Below are 14,309 nucleotides of genomic sequence, written 5' to 3'. Positions count from 1 at the left end.
AGGGGAGCGGGGTCGGTGCTTGGTGCGGGAGGTGAGCGTGGCGGCGACGATTCGGGATGTGGCGCGGTTGGCCGGCGTCTCGCCGTCGACCGTGTCGCGGGCGCTCTCGCTGCCGGGGATGGTGAACGCGACGACCCGCGCCCGGGTGGCGGCCGCCGTCGAACAGCTCGGGTACGAGCCGAACCGCGCCGCGCGCGGGCTGATCACCGGCCGGACCGGGACCATCGGACTGGTCGTGCCGGATCTGGCCAACCCGTTCTTCGCCGGCCTGACCAAGGGCGTGCAGGCCCGCGCCCGTCGCCACGATGTCGCGGTCTTCGTGGCGGACACCGACGAGGACCCGGGCGTCGAGGCCGGGCTGGTCCGGGCGCTGGCCAAGCAGGTCGACGGCGTCGTCCTGTGCTCGCCGCGTGCCGGTGACGCCGAGCTTGCGGCGATCGCCCAGGAGACCACCGTGGTGCTGGTCAACCGCGCCGCCGAGGGCCTGCCGGGGATCAACTTCGACAACGAGGACGGCATGCGTCAGTCCGTCGCCCATCTTGTTGCCCTCGGCCACCGTCGGATCGCCTGGGTGGGCGGACCGGCGTCGTCGTGGTCCACGCAGCACCGCGGCCTCGGTCTCCGGAACGCCGCCGAGGCGCTCGGCGCCCAGCTCGTGCCGGTCGGCAACTTCGCCCCGACCTACGAGGGCGGTATGGCGGCCGCGGACCAGGTGGTCGCGACGGGTGCCACCGCGGTGGTCGCGTACAACGACCTGGTCGCGGTCGGCTTGCTGGCCCGGCTGCACAGCCGCGGCATCTCGGTGCCCGGCGACCTGAGCGTCGTCGGCGTCGACGACATTGCGATGTCGGGAATGGCCCGGCCGGCGCTGACCACGGTCCGGCTGCCGACGCAGGAGGCCGGCCGGCTCGCGGTCGAACTGTTGCTCGCGATGCTCGACGACCCGTCAGCCGCCTTTGCGGCACACCGGGACCTGCACGGGGAACTGATCGTCCGGGACTCGACCGGACCGGCTCGTGACCCGGGTGACGGAAGAACCCACGGATCGAAAGGTAGTTCCGCTTGAACAGGCTGAGCCTCACCAACCTGCCCCTCGCCCCGGCGGTCGACCCGAACGCGTTGTCGGTCGGCATCGTGCACCTCGGGATCGGCGCGTTCCACCGCGCCCACCAGGCCGTCGTCACCGAACGCGCGGCGGTCGCGACCGGCGAGACCCGCTGGGGGATCACCGGGGTGAGCCAGCGCTCGACCACGGTCCGCGACCAGCTCGCGCCCCAGGACGGCCTGTACTCCGTCCTCGAACGCGGCCTCGGCGAGCCGTCGATCCAGGTGATCGGCAGCGTCCGCGACGTTCTCACGGCGCCCGAGGACCCCGAAGCGGTGGTCGCGCGGATCGCGGACCCGGCGGTCTCGGTGGTGACGCTGACCGTGACCGAGAAGGGGTACCGGGCGGCGGGCGATGGGCTCAACCTGGACGACCCGGAGATCCAGGCCGACCTGACCGGCCGCCCGCCGCGCACGGTGATCGGCCAGCTGGCGGCCGCGATCGCCCGGCGGGACGAGCCGCTGACGATCCTGTCCTGCGACAATCTGGTCGCCAACGGCCCGTTCCTGCGCAGGCTGATGACCGACTACATCGAGGCGCTCGGCAAAGTCCCGCCTGCGTTCGACGGTACGCGGTTCCCGGCCGGCATGGTGGACCGCATCGTCCCGGCGACGACCGAGGCAGACCGCGACGACGCCGCCCGGATGCTCGGCGTACGGGACGAGGCCGTGGTGGTGGCGGAGCCGTTCCTGCAGTGGGTGATCGAGGACGACTTCGCCGGTGCGCGGCCCGCGTGGGAGCGGGGCGGCGCGGTGCTCACGTCCGACGTCGCGCCGTGGGAGCAGGCGAAGCTGCGGATGCTCAACGCCACCCACTCGATGCTCGCCTACCTCGGCGCCTTGCGCGGCTACGAGACGATCGCCGAGGCGGTCCGCGACGACGAGCTGGGCGGCCTCGCGCGCCGCTTGATGACCGAGGACGTCATCCCGACCCTGACCGCACCCGACGGCCTCGACCTGACGGCGTACGGCGCCACCGTCCTCGAACGCTTCGAGAACCCGGCCCTCAAACACCGCACCCGCCAGGTCGCGATGGACGGCTCGGTCAAACTCCCGGTCCGGATGCTCGGCACCGTCCGGGACCGCCTGGCCACCGGCGCCGAGCCCGAGGTGATCTCCCTGGCCGTCGCTGCCTGGATGGTCTACGTGCTCCGCACCCCGGACCTGGACGATCCCCAGGCCGCCCGCCTGCAGACCGCCGTGAGTGGTATCACCGACCCCGCCAAACTGGTCGACGCCCTACGGGCCGTCGACACGATCTTCACGCCCGACCTCCGCGACTCGGACGTCTTCCGTGGCCTCCTCGTCAACCACGTAACGGCTCTGACGCGCTAGCTCGCCGGGAGGACGGTCAGGATGCCGGTGGCGTCCAGGACTGCCTTGCCGATGGTGAAGAGGCTGGTGGTGTCCTGGCCGGTGTTCTGCCATTGCTTGGCGGTGTACCACTCACCGGTCTTCTGGAACCGTTCGGCGCCGAGGCTGTCCAGGATGTAGGAGTTGTCGTTCATCGTGACCTCGCCGGCCGGGATCACCGCGCCGGCGTTCTGCACCATGCCGGTCGCCGTGGTCCCGCCGCGCATGGTCACGCGGTTGCCGGAGACCACGATGTCGCGGAGCACGTTGGTCCCCCACGGTCCGGAGCCGCGGGTCCGGGACTGGATCGCGATCCCGTTCACGTTGTTCGCGACGATGTTGTCGCGGACCTGCACGTTCGACGACGTGTTCACGTTGATCCCGCCGCCGTCCCACAGCGACGTACCGGAACCGCGGCCGGTGCCGAACCCGTTGCCGCTGATCACGTTGTCCTCGATCACACCGTTGCGGCCGATCTCGTAGCGGATCCCGTCCGCGGCGTTGTCGGCGATCTGGTTGTTGGCGAACGTACGGCTGTCGTCGTACGCGTCGCTCCACAGCCCGACACCGAGGTTGTCCTCGATCAGGTTGCCGCTCACCGAACCGCCGCTCGACCAGGTGGTCTTGATCCCGCCGGACTCCCAGTCCGCGATCCAGAATCCGTCGGTGTTGTTGCCGCTCACCTCGTTGGCGGTGATCGTGCCCTTCAGCGTGCTGTACTGGCCGACGCCGAGCTGCCCGTTGTCGTGGATCCGGTTCCGCTCCAGGACGGCGCTGTCGGCGTTGATCAGCATCGCTCCGACGGCGTGGTTCCAGCCGATGTCGTTCCCGTATACGTGCCAGCCCAGCCCGAGCACGATCGCGCCGCCCTGCGGGGGAGTGGCGAAGTGTTCGATCGTCAACCCGCGGACGATCACGTTGTTGCCACCCGGCTCGATCGCGGTCGGCGTACTGGACATCTCGATCGCATGCCCGTACGGCGAGTCGCCGAGGTAGACCGCGTTCGCCGCGTAGTCCGCGTAGAAGGTGCCGGGGGCAACCTTCTCGCGGGATGCCACCCGGGTCAGGTGCGTGTCGTCGCGGAACACCTGCTCGCGGAGGTAGCAGATGTTCGCCTGGTTGTCCTCGCACTGCCCGGTCCGCGGGTACGCCGGCGGCAGCACCCCGGTGGTCACCCAAGCACGGTTCACGCCGGCCGGGGAGGTGGTGTTCGAGGGTGACCAGCGGGTGAGGGGGACGGAGCCGGTGAGCACGGCGCCGCGGTCGCTGGCGAGCACCTGATTCGCCTTCGGCTGGATCGGTTTGCTGATCCGGTGCAGGCCGGCAGTGAAGCAGAACGTCGTACCGGCCGGCGCCTGGTCGACGATCGCGGCGGCATCGTCGTCCGTACCGATCGTGACCCCGGTGCACGACGGCGCCACCGCCGGTCCGGTCCGAAAGGACCCGTCCCGTGGGGGCGTGGTCACCACCTGCGGCTCGTCGTCAGGCGGTGCGCTGTTCGCGGGTAATGGGCCGACAGCAACCAGACTGGTGCCGACGACAACAACTGCCAGAACTGCCTTCTTCATAGCGGAGCCTCCGGTGGCACAGGTAGCCCTGAGCGCACCCCCCATGGCGCGGCTTCGTAGGCAGGTTACCCCTACGTCACGTAGTCATGGCAATACGTAGCGCACAAACATGTTGCGAAAGGCAAGCGATAGCCTCGCGACGAGTGCTCAGTTGGCGAGGAAGCTGCTGATCTTGTCGAGGCCGGCCTGGCGCCAGCCGGCCGCGGTCAGTTTGGTGCCGAAGCGGGCGAAGCGCTGGGTGCCGAGGCTGTCGAGGACGTATTTGTTGCCGCTGAACACGACCTCGCCGGCCGGCACCTCGGCGCCGGAGTTCTGGACCATGCCGGTCGCCTGGGTGCCGGACGTCATCTCGATGACGTTGCCGCTGACCTGGATGTCGCGCAGCAGGTACGTGCCCCACGGGCCGCTGCCGCGGGTCCGCGACTGGATCGTCACGCCGTTGACGTTGCCCGAGACCCGGTTGTCCTTGATCGTGACACCGGTCGAGGTGTTCACGTTGATCCCGCCGCCGTCCCACAGCGACGTACCCGAGCCACGCCCGGTGCCGAACCCGTTGCCCATCACGGTGTTGCCCTCGATGGTGCCGTTGCGGCTGATCTCGTACCGGATGCCGTCGGCCGCGTTGCCGACGATCTGATTGCCGGCGATCACCCGGCCGTCGTCGGCGACGTCGGCCCACATCCCGATGCCCTTGTTGGCCTTGATCACGTTGCCGCTCACGGTCCCGGACGAGCGGGTGGACTTGATCCCGCCGGACTCCCAGTCGGCGATCCAGAAGCCGTCGGTGTTGTTCGAGCTGATCACGTTCCGGGTCACGTCGGCCGCGGCCGAGCTGTACTGCCCGAGGCCGAGCTGTCCGTTGTGGTGGATCAGGTTCTTGTCGACGATCGTCTTGTCCGCATCGACCAGCATCACGCCGACGGCGTGGTTCCAGGAGACGTCGTTCGCCGTCACTTTCCAGCCCGGCCCGGACACGAGCGCCCCGGCCTGGGGCGCGCTGGCGAAGTGCTGGATCGTCAGACCACGGACGACCACACCGGAAGCGTTCGACTCGATCGCGGTCGCGGTCTTCGACATCTCGACGTCGTGCCCGACAGGGTTGCTGCCGAGATAGATCGCGTTCGCTGCGTAGTCGGCGTAGAACGTCCCCGCCTTCACGGCCGAGGCGCTCGCGACCCGCGTCAGGTGCGTGCCGTCCAGGAACAGCTGCTCGCGCAGGTAGCAGATGTTCGCCTTGTCGTCCTCGCACTGACCGCTCTTGCCGTACGCCGCCGGCAGCGCGCCGCGGGCCACCCACGCCGACCCCGAGCGGACCCAGCCGCTCAGCGGCACGGACCCGGTCAGTACGGCGCGCTGCGCGCTCGCGAGGACCTGGTTCGCCTTCGGCCGGATCGTCGAGCTGATCCGGTGCACACCGGCGGCGAAGCAGAACGTCGTACCGGCCGGCTTGGAGTTGACGATCGAGGCCGCGTCCTGGCCCGGCTTGATCACCACGCCGCTGCACGGACCGGCGACGGCCGGTCCGGCCTCGTCGGAGCTGACCGCCGGCGGCTTGGGGAGCTTGGGCTCGACCGGTTTCGTCGTGGTGGTGGTCGAGGACGTCGGCTTCCGCGTCGGACCCGGCTTCGTCGACGGGGTAGGCACAGTTGAGGTGGCAGTCGGCTTGGTCGCACGCGGCGCAGGCGTCGAGCCCGACTTGCCGGGGCGGTGCGAAGGCAGCACCCGGCCGGCTGCCTGCTCCGACTCCTGGAACTTCGCCGTCGTCGTTGCCTTGTTCTCGTTGGCGATCACCGGCACAGCAACGGCGACAACCGTCAGCGCTCCGGCACCGAGCGCCACCGACCACAACTTCCTCAATGCACTTCTCCTGGGAACAGGCGAGAGACCAGGTGTAGCCAAGAGCAATCGCCAAGGGACTTAAGGTAGTGCCATGCGGGTCGCCATGCTGCACAACCGTTACCGGACCGGTCAACCCAGTGGTGAGAACACGGTTGTCGCGCAAACGGTTGATTTGTTGCGTAACTCAGGACATGAAGTCGACCTGTACGCGCGGAACAGCGACGACATCGCCGATCTCGGCCGAAAAGATCGCGCACTGTTACCGTTTCGATCCGTTTGGTCATTTTCGGCGGAACGCGATTTAACACAGCTATTGCAAGCGCAACGGCCCGATGTGGTGCACGTCCACAACACGTTCCCGTTGTTCAGCGCCTCCGTACTGCGCGCGGCGTACCGGCTGGATCTCCCGGTCGTGGCGACCCTGCACAACTTCCGGCTGCTCTGCGCCAACGCGGTCCTGCAGCGCGACGGCCGGCCGTGCGAGTCGTGTATCGGCAAGTTGCCGCTGGCCGCGGTACGGCACGCGTGCTACCGGGAGTCGCGCGTGCAGACCTTGCCGCTGGCGACGAGCATCGGCGTCCACAACACGCTCCACACCTGGCAGCGGTACGTCGACACGTTCGTCGTACCGTCCGGCTTCGTCCGGGACCGGTACGTGGCGGCCGGGTTCGACGCGGAGCGGTTCGTGGTGAAGCCCCACGCCGTACCGCACGAAGGTCCGGCCAGGTCCGGTCCCGGCGATGCGGTGGTGTTCCTCGGGCGGCTGAGCGAGGACAAGGGTTTCGCCGATCTCCTGCAGGCATGGGATTCCACGCTCGGCCGGCTCGTCGTCGTCGGTGACGGTCCATTGCGGGCGGAGGCCGAGGAACGGGCCCGGAAAGACCTGTCCGTTCAGGTGCTTGGTCAACTACCGTGGGCTTCCGGCATGGATGTGCTGAGAACCGCGCGCGTCGCCGTCGTACCGGCTCGTTCGTATGAGAGCTTCGGACTCGTGGTGGTTGAGGCTTTCGCGCACGGCGTACCGGTGGTCGCCTCCCGGTTGGGTGCGCTGGCCGAGCTCGTCGACGACGGAGAGACCGGAGCGCTGACCGAGCCCGGCGACCCGGAATCGCTGCGGAAGGCGATCGGGTTGATGGCTGATCCCGTGACTTCGATAGCCTGCGGCGAACGAGCCCGTCAGGTCTACCTGGAGCGCTTCACTCCGGAGCGTGACCAAGTGGCCACGGAAAGGATCTACACGGATGCGATCGCCCGGCACGCCGCCCGCGACCGGTCGCGCGCGGGACGTTGGGCGGGTCGTGCCCCCCGGGTATAAAGTCACCCCCGACGCGGGGGGCAGCGTCGGGCATCAGGGAACGCAGGAGTTCGTGTTGGGGGAAAGTGTGCCGCGCACCGGATGCGTCGCCGGAGTCTTCGACCTGTTCCATGTCGGGCACATCGACGTGCTCGAGCGGGCGCGCAAGGTCTGTGACCGGCTGGTCGTGGCGGTGCTGTCCGACGAGTGGGCGCTGGACGCGTGGGGCGGGCGGCCGTTCGTACCGCTGCTCGAGCGGGCGCAGATCCTCGAGCACCTGCGCTGTGTCGACGAGGTCGTCGCCGTCGACGGCGTACAGCCTGGCTGGCTGACCGAGGTGCTGGGGGCGCAGACCGTCTTCGCCGCCACCGGTCTGGACGGCGTACTGGGCGTGGGCGAACTGTCCGGGATCCCGGCCGAGCTGATCACCGTGCTGCCGGCGGGCCGCGGCTCGCGCAGCACGATCCTGCGCGCCGCGATCGACCAGCGCCAGTCCCGCAGCTCGGTCGCATGAGCGCGCTGCGGGATACGGTCGCGCGACTCTCCCAGGCGCAGAAGCCGTCGGCCGGTACGCCGGCGTACTCGCGATTCGTTAATCGCCGGATCGGCCGGGTGTTCGCCGCTGCGGCGTACCTAGCAGGACGGACGCCGAACCAGGTCAGCCTGGCATCCGGATTCTGCTCGCTGGTCGGGATCGTGCTGGTGGCAACCGTTCGGCCGTCGTGGTGGCTCGCCCTGCTGGTGACCGCACTGCTCGTCCTCGGGTACGGGCTGGACTCCGCCGACGGGCAACTGGCCCGGTTGCGCGGCGGCGGCTCGCCGTTGGGGGAGTGGCTCGACCACATGATCGACGCGGTGAAGATCGTGCTGCTGCACAGCGCCGTACTGATCTCGTTCTACCGCTTCGATGCCTTCAGCAATCATCTCGTACTGCTCGTCCCGCTGGCCTACGTCTGCATGTCGTCGGTACTGTTCTTCGGGCTGATCCTGATCGACCAGCTCCGCCGCCGGCACGGCGCGGCCGCGAAACCCAACGAGCGCGGGGATTCCGTGGTCAAGTCGTTGCTGATCGCACCGACCGACTACGGCGTCCTCTGCCTGGTCTTCCTTGCCTTCGGCACCCCGGCGGTCTTCGTCGTGCTGTACGGCGCTCTGCTCGTGCTGAACCTGCTGTTCCTGGCCGCCGCGGTCGGGAAGTGGTACCGCGAGATGTCCGTCCTGGGGGTTCAGGCGTGACGATCGTCGGCTACGCGCCCGGGGTGTACGACATGTTCCACATCGGCCACCTGAACATCCTCCGCCGGGCCCGGGAGCACTGCGACCACCTGATCGCCGGCGTCGTCGAGGACGACGTGGTGGCGCGGATCAAGGGCCGCCCGCCGGTCGTGCCGCACCAGGAACGGATGGACGTGATCCGGGCGCTCGACCTGGTCGACGACGTGGTCAGCGACTGGTCCAGCGACAAGTTCGAGATGTGGCAGCAGCTGCGGTACGACATCCTGTTCAAAGGGGATGACTGGAAGGGAACCGAAAAGGGGACCAGACTGGAACGGTTGCTGGGTGAGGTCGGCGCACAGGTGCACTACTTCCCGTACACCGCCTCCACCTCGAGCACCGATCTGCGGAGGCTTCTGGAGGGGATGAGCTGATGCCTGACCGGCCGAAGGTATTGCTCAGCGCGTACGCCTGCCGGCCGTCGGGCGGGTCGGAGCCGGGCGCGGGGTGGGCGTGGGCGAAGGCCGCGGCGCGCGACCACGACGTGTGGCTGCTGACCCGGGGCAAGTTCGTGCACGAGATCCACGAGGAGCTCGCGGCCCGGCCGGTGCCCGGGCTGACCGTCGTACCGCTGGAGCTGCCGCGGTGGATCCTCCGGCTCCGGCGGCGGCCTTCGGACGTGTACTGGTACTACCCGCTGTGGCAGGGGCTGGCTCGCCGTACGGCGCGGGAGCTGCACGCGCGGCACTCGTTCGACGTGATCCATCACCTGACGTTCGCGGTCGACTGGATGGGCGCCGGCGTGGTCGAGCAGTCGTCGGCGAAGGTGATCTGGGGACCGGTCGGCGGGTCCACGACGGCACCGCTGTCGATGGCGCACTGGCTCGGCGCGCGCGGCGTCCTCGGGGAGCTGGTACGCCGCGCCTACACCGGCGCCCGGCGGCGCCTGACCGGCCGCCGGATGGCGCAGACCGCCGACCTGATGGTTGCCCAGAACAACGATGTGGCGGAGGCGTTCGCGCCGTACGCACAGCAGATCGTGGTCCAGCCGAACGTCGCGATCCGGCGCTTCACGGCCTCCGGGCCGTACGAACCGTTCAGCGCCGGCGTGAAGACGGCGCTGTTCGTCGGGCGGCTGATTCCCTGGAAGGGCGTGCTGCTCGCGATCAGCGCGCTGGCCCGCTCGGAGGCGGCCGGCTGGGAGCTCCGGATCATCGGCGACGGCCCGGACTGGGGTCGCGCCGAGAGCCTCGCGTGGCAGCTGGGTGTGCGCGATCGGGTGGAGTTCATGGGTGCGCTGCCGCGCGAGGAGGTGCTGGCCGCGATGTTTCGCGCGGACGCGCTGCTGGCCCCGGCGTTCCGCGAGGCGGCCGGCTGGGCCGTCACCGAGGCGCTCGCGTCCGGCTGCCCCGTGGTGTGTGTGGACCGCGGCGGCCCGGCCGTCATCGTCGGCCCGGACGAAGGCGTCAGCGTTCCGTGGCGCGGCGACGTCGTCGGTGAACTGGCGAAGGGGCTGGCGTCGTTGCGCGGCCGGATCACGCCGGTGGACCGCTGGGGTCCGGACCGCCTCCCGGACCTACTCGCCGACTGGTACGCGCCGGCGAAAGTCCCCGCGGACTGAGGCGTGGAACGGGGTACCTGCAAAAAGTGCCGGTCCCGTTCACAGAAAGGCCACCATGTCCGCGAATCTCGCTGCCACCGTCCTCGGAACTCCGGATCCACCCAGGCTGGCGGATTTCTACCGGGAACTGCTGGGGTGGGTCGAGGTGAGCCGAGAGCCGGAGTGGGTCCGGCTACGGCCTCCCGAGTCGGAAAGGCCCGGCCTCAGCTTCCAGTTGGAGACGGACCACGTCCCGCCGATCTGGCCGCAGCAACCCGGTTCCCAGCAGATGCAGGCCCATCTCGACATCGCGGTCGACGACCTCGACCGTGAGGTGGAGCATGCGGTGAGCATGGGCGCGAGCGTGGAGTCGTACCAGCCGCAACCGGAAGGGGTCCGGGTCATGCGCGACCCGGACGGGCACCTGTTCTGCCTGTTCCTGCCCGGCTTCTGAGGGTACAGGCGGGTCGTGTTCGAAGAATTCGTACTGGAGTACGTCGAGCTCGAGGGCCAGCGGATCCGCGTGCGGTACGGCGGCACCGGACCCGCGGTCGTGTTGCTGCACGGCCACCCGCGGACCCATACGACCTGGTACGCCGTGGCGCCGCGGCTCGCGGCGGCCGGGTACACCGTCGTCTGTCCGGATCTGCGCGGCTACGGGCAGTCGGGCAAACCGGTGACCGACGCGGACCACATGCCGTACTCGAAACGGGCGATGGCGCTGGACGTCGTACGGCTGATGGACGCGCTCGGGCATGACCGCTTCGCGGTCGCCGGGCACGATCGCGGTTCGTACGTCGCCTACCGCACCGCGCTCGACCACCCGGAGCGGGTCAGCAAGCTGGTCGTGATGGACAGCGTGCCGGTCGTCGAGGCGCTGGAGCGGTGCGGTGCCGAGTTCGCCGCGGCCTGGTGGCACTGGTGGTTCTTCGCCCAGCAGGAGAAGCCGGCCGAGCGGGTGATCTGCGCGGATCCGGAAACCTGGTACAACGCGTGGACGACGAATTCGCCGCAGGCACTCGGCCCGGAGAACCACGCCGACTTCCTGGCCGCCATCCGCAATCCCGCGACCGTGCACGCGATGGTCGAGGACTACCGCGCCGGGCTGACCGTTGACCGCGGCAACGACGAGGCGGACCGGGCCGCGGGACGCCGGATCGAATGCCCGACTCTGGCGCTGTGGTCGACCGACGACGACATGGAGCAGATCTACGGCGATGTGGTCGCGGTCTGGCGGCCGTGGTGCCGGCAGGTCGAGGGCCACGGCATCAAGTCCACCCACCACATCGCCGAACGCAATCCGGAAGACCTCGTCCGAAGCCTCCGCGACTTCCTCTGATCAGTCCTTGGCGGTCTTGCCCGGGAGGGCGAGCATCTGGTCGAGCGCGACCTTGGCGTAGTGCTCGGTGTCGGGGTCGACCTTGATCGGGTTCACGACGTGGCCGGCGACCAGGTTCTCCAGGGTCCAGACGAAGTGCGGAAGGTCGATCCGGTTCATCGTCGCGCAGTAGCAGACCGTCTTGTCGAGGAACACGATGTTCTTCTCGGGGTGCTGCTTCGCCAGCCGCTGGACCAGGTTGAGCTCGGTGCCGACGGCCCACGACGTACCGGGCTCGGCGGTTTCGAGGGCCTTGATGATGTACTCCGTGGAGCCCACCTGGTCGGCCTTCGTGACGACCTCGTGGCGGCACTCGGGATGGACGATCACGTTCACCCCTGGCACCCGGGAGCGGACGTCGTCGACCGACTCGGCGGTGAAGCGGCCGTGGACCGAGCAGTGCCCGCGCCACAGGATCATCTTCGCCGCCGCGAGTTGCTCCTTGGTCAGGCCGCCGCCCGGCTTGTGCGGGTCGTACACCACGCAGTCCTCGAGCGACATGCCCAGCTGCAGTACGGCGGTGTTGCGGCCGAGGTGCTGATCGGGGAGGAACAGCACCTTCTCGCCCTGCTCGAACGCCCAGTTCAGCGCGGTTTCGGCGTTGCTCGACGTACACACGACACCGCCGTGGCGGCCGCAGAACGCCTTGATGTCGGCGCTCGAGTTCATGTACGTCACGGGCACCGTGACATCGGCGACGCCGGCGTCGGCCAGCGCGTCCCAGGCCGCCTCGACCTGCTGGATCCGGGCCATGTCCGCCATCGAGCAGCCGGCCGCGAGGTCCGGGAGGATCACGGTCTGCTGGTCGTTGGTGAGGATGTCGGCCGACTCGGCCATGAAGTGCACCCCGCAGAACACGATGTACGGCGCGTCCGGGCGGGCCGCCGCGTCCCGGGCCAGCTTGAACGAGTCACCGGTGACGTCCGCGAACTGGATCACCTCGTCGCGCTGGTAGTGGTGCCCGAGCACGAACACCTGGTCGCCGAGCGCCGCCTTCGCCGTCAGCGCCCGCTCCACCAGATCCGGGTCGGACGCCGGCGGGAGCGCGCCCGGGCACTCGACGCCGCGCTCGGAGTGCGGGTCCGTGTTCTGCCCCAGAAACAGCAACGGAAGGGACTTCGAGCCGTCTGCGATCGTCGTCACGGCAGACATGCTCCCACGCGTCTCGCCGGACACCGCGTGGTGGACGTCACTGCCCGAACTGTGAAATCAGTACGCTGCCGCTGTGAAGATCGCAGGCCTGCTCCTGGCCGCGGGCGCCGGTCACCGCATGGGCACCCCCAAGGCCCTCATCCGCGACCCGTCCGGCGTGCCGTGGGTGGTCCGCACCGCCCGCCTCCTCGCGGAAGCCGGCTGCACTCCGGTAGTTGTCGTAGTGGGCGCCGCCGCCGAAACAGCCCGAGCTTCACTGACCTCCGAACCGGTCGAGGTCGTAGAAGCAGTCGACTGGCCCGAGGGCATGAGCGCCTCCCTCCGCACGGGTCTGACCCACCTGGAGTCCAGTCCGGCGGAGGCGGTTGTGGTTGTGCCGGTGGACGTTCCGGGGTTGACCGTTGCAGCTGTGCAGCGGGTGATGTCCCGGGCTGGTGCGGGGGTCCTGGTTCGGGCGACGTACGACGGGGCTCCGGGACATCCGGTGACGATCGGGCGGGATCACTGGAACGCGGTGCTCGCCTCGGCGCGAGGCGACGAAGGCGCCCGCACGTACTTGCGGTCGCACCGCGCCAACTTGGTGGAATGCGCGGACATTGCCGACGGAGCAGACGTCGACACGCCAGACCGCCTTCCCGCAGGACACGGTGCCGGTGGACAGGGGTCGGGTGGGTAGCGCGGTGTGGGGGAGGATGTGCGTATGCGGATTCTGATTGCGCCGGACAAGTTCGCGGGGACGTTGACGGCTGTGGAGGCGGCGGCGGCGATCGAGGAAGGCTGGCGGCGGCGCGACCCCGAGGCCGAGGTGCTGGTGGCGCCGATGGCCGACGGCGGGCCCGGATTCATCGACGTACTGTCGGCGGTCGTGGACGGGAAGTTGCTGTCCGTCACGGTCCGCGGGCCGCTCGGCGACGAGACCCCGGCGACGGTGCTGCTGGCGGGAGAGACGGCGTACGTCGAGACCGCTCAAGCCTGCGGGCTGCATCTGGTGGAGCCGAAGAACCGGCGCCCGGAGGATGCGTCGACGTACGGCGTCGGCCAGCTGATCACCGCGGCCGTGGACGCCGGCGCGAAGCGGATCATCCTCGGCCTCGGCGGCTCGGGCACGAACGACGCGGGCGCCGGCCTCCTCGCTGCCCTCGGCGCGACAGCCGAGTCGGGTGGGCTGGATGCCGGCGCGGCCGGGCTCGCCACGCTGACCTCCGTCGACCTGGCCCCAGCTCGTGAGCGGGTTAGGGGTATCGAGTTCGTGGCGGCGAGTGATGTCGAGAATCCGATGCTCGGGCTGCGGGGCGCGACCAGCGTGTTCGGGGCGCAGAAGGGGATCCCGGACGAACGGAAGCCCGTGGTGGACGGGTGGCTGACGCATTTCGCGGAGCTGGCCGACCGGAAGACCGCCGACCAGAAGGGTGCGGGTGCCGCGGGCGGGCTCGGGTACGCGCTGCTGCTGCTCGGTGCCGAGCGGGTCTCCGGGATCGACCTGGTGGCCGAGCTGACCGGGCTGAAGCAGAAGGCGTCGCAGGTGGATCTGGTGATCAGCGGCGAGGGTGCGTTCGACTTCCAGTCGCGCGACGGCAAGGTGATCGCCGGCGTAGCGAAGGTGGCGAACGACGCGATGCGGCCGTGTGTCGTACTCGCCGGTAAGGTGCTGATCGGCTCCCGGGAGATGCGTTCGATGGGCGTCGAGTCCGCGTACGCGCTGGTCGACGCGGTCGGTGAGGAACAGGCGTTCGCCGACGCGCACGGCTCCCTCGCCACGGTCGCCGAGCGCGTCGCCCGGACCTGGGCCCGCTGACCGCGCAGCGG

14 protein-coding genes are annotated in these 14,309 nt (G+C 69.5%); 11 read left to right on the top strand and 3 right to left on the bottom strand.

The genetic code is table 11. The features are described from left to right. Positions 1-37: 37 nt before the first annotated feature. Positions 38-1,066 (top strand): LacI family DNA-binding transcriptional regulator, encoded by a 1,029-nt coding sequence (locus tag FB475_RS35315; protein ID WP_141862670.1) that lies wholly within the window; start codon positions 38-40, stop codon positions 1,064-1,066. Next, positions 1,063-2,439 (top strand): mannitol dehydrogenase family protein, encoded by a 1,377-nt coding sequence (locus FB475_RS35310; RefSeq protein ID WP_141862668.1) that lies wholly within the window; start codon positions 1,063-1,065, stop codon positions 2,437-2,439. The genes FB475_RS35315 and FB475_RS35310 overlap by 4 nt, the downstream gene beginning before the upstream one ends. Here the strand turns inward: FB475_RS35310 and FB475_RS35305 are convergent. Next, positions 2,436-4,025, bottom strand: a complete 1,590-nt coding sequence (locus FB475_RS35305; protein ID WP_238332638.1) for a right-handed parallel beta-helix repeat-containing protein — start codon at positions 4,023-4,025, stop codon at positions 2,436-2,438. The genes FB475_RS35310 and FB475_RS35305 overlap by 4 nt on opposite strands. 147 nt (positions 4,026-4,172) lie before the next feature. Further along, the gene (locus FB475_RS35300) at positions 4,173-5,882 is read right to left on the bottom strand and encodes a right-handed parallel beta-helix repeat-containing protein (RefSeq protein WP_238332637.1); all 1,710 of its coding nucleotides are present in this window, start codon (positions 5,880-5,882) and stop codon (positions 4,173-4,175) included. A gap of 73 nt (positions 5,883-5,955) precedes the next feature. Here FB475_RS35300 and FB475_RS35295 point away from each other — a divergent pair, with 73 nt between their 5' ends. The 7 genes from FB475_RS35295 to FB475_RS35265 are packed head-to-tail and all read left to right on the top strand — an operon-like array spanning position 5,956 to position 11,312. Continuing rightward, positions 5,956-7,179, top strand: coding sequence for a glycosyltransferase (locus tag FB475_RS35295; RefSeq protein ID WP_141862664.1), 1,224 nt, complete (start codon positions 5,956-5,958; stop codon positions 7,177-7,179). Between the two features lie 55 nt (positions 7,180-7,234). Continuing rightward, on the top strand, positions 7,235-7,672 hold the full coding sequence (locus tag FB475_RS35290; protein ID WP_238332636.1) for an adenylyltransferase/cytidyltransferase family protein: 438 nt from the start codon (positions 7,235-7,237) through the stop codon (positions 7,670-7,672). After that, positions 7,669-8,394: a CDP-alcohol phosphatidyltransferase family protein gene (locus FB475_RS35285; protein ID WP_141862661.1), complete on the top strand. Its 726-nt coding sequence runs from the start codon at positions 7,669-7,671 to the stop codon at positions 8,392-8,394. Before FB475_RS35290 ends, FB475_RS35285 begins: the two co-directional genes overlap by 4 nt. Beyond that, positions 8,391-8,807 (top strand): FAD synthase family protein, encoded by a 417-nt coding sequence (locus FB475_RS35280; protein ID WP_141862659.1) that lies wholly within the window; start codon positions 8,391-8,393, stop codon positions 8,805-8,807. The genes FB475_RS35285 and FB475_RS35280 overlap by 4 nt, the downstream gene beginning before the upstream one ends. Then, the gene (locus FB475_RS35275; RefSeq protein ID WP_141862657.1) at positions 8,807-9,994 is read left to right on the top strand and encodes a glycosyltransferase; all 1,188 of its coding nucleotides are present in this window, start codon (positions 8,807-8,809) and stop codon (positions 9,992-9,994) included. The genes FB475_RS35280 and FB475_RS35275 overlap by 1 nt, the downstream gene beginning before the upstream one ends. A 55-nt stretch (positions 9,995-10,049) precedes the next feature. Further along, on the top strand, positions 10,050-10,427 hold the full coding sequence (locus FB475_RS35270; protein WP_141862655.1) for a VOC family protein: 378 nt from the start codon (positions 10,050-10,052) through the stop codon (positions 10,425-10,427). A gap of 15 nt (positions 10,428-10,442) precedes the next feature. Continuing rightward, positions 10,443-11,312, top strand: a complete 870-nt coding sequence (locus FB475_RS35265; protein ID WP_141862653.1) for an alpha/beta fold hydrolase — start codon at positions 10,443-10,445, stop codon at positions 11,310-11,312. Here the strand turns inward: FB475_RS35265 and nadA are convergent, their stop codons facing one another. Continuing rightward, the gene (gene nadA, locus FB475_RS35260) at positions 11,313-12,494 is read right to left on the bottom strand and encodes a quinolinate synthase NadA (RefSeq protein WP_141862651.1); all 1,182 of its coding nucleotides are present in this window, start codon (positions 12,492-12,494) and stop codon (positions 11,313-11,315) included. Positions 12,495-12,576: 82 nt separating this feature from the next. On the opposite strand from nadA, the gene FB475_RS35255 reads away from it, so the two are divergent. Both FB475_RS35255 and FB475_RS35250 read left to right on the top strand, forming a co-directional pair. Next, positions 12,577-13,179, top strand: a complete 603-nt coding sequence (locus tag FB475_RS35255) for a nucleotidyltransferase family protein (RefSeq protein ID WP_141862649.1) — start codon at positions 12,577-12,579, stop codon at positions 13,177-13,179. A 24-nt stretch (positions 13,180-13,203) separates the two neighbouring features. Further along, positions 13,204-14,298, top strand: coding sequence for a glycerate kinase family protein (locus FB475_RS35250; RefSeq protein WP_141862648.1), 1,095 nt, complete (start codon positions 13,204-13,206; stop codon positions 14,296-14,298). Positions 14,299-14,309: the final 11 nt, after the last annotated feature.

Origin of the sequence: Kribbella jejuensis, assembly GCF_006715085.1 — a bacterium.
Lineage (GTDB): Bacteria > Actinomycetota > Actinomycetes > Propionibacteriales > Kribbellaceae > Kribbella > Kribbella jejuensis.
The sequence above is the reverse complement of the archived record's forward strand: the minus strand, read 5'-3'. Positions and strand labels throughout refer to the sequence as shown.

What these genes read in the sequence shown, in the direction of transcription:
- FB475_RS35305 (WP_238332638.1), bottom strand. Translation starts at nt 4,025, where the DNA reads ATGAAGAAGGCAGTTCTGGCAGTTGTTGTCGTCGGCACCAGTCTGGTT.
- FB475_RS35295 (WP_141862664.1), top strand. Translation starts at nt 5,956, where the DNA reads ATGCGGGTCGCCATGCTGCACAACCGTTACCGGACCGGTCAACCCAGT.
- FB475_RS35285 (WP_141862661.1), top strand. Translation starts at nt 7,669, where the DNA reads ATGAGCGCGCTGCGGGATACGGTCGCGCGACTCTCCCAGGCGCAGAAG.
- FB475_RS35275 (WP_141862657.1), top strand. Translation starts at nt 8,807, where the DNA reads ATGCCTGACCGGCCGAAGGTATTGCTCAGCGCGTACGCCTGCCGGCCG.
- FB475_RS35270 (WP_141862655.1), top strand. Translation starts at nt 10,050, where the DNA reads ATGTCCGCGAATCTCGCTGCCACCGTCCTCGGAACTCCGGATCCACCC.
- FB475_RS35250 (WP_141862648.1), top strand. Translation starts at nt 13,204, where the DNA reads ATGCGGATTCTGATTGCGCCGGACAAGTTCGCGGGGACGTTGACGGCT.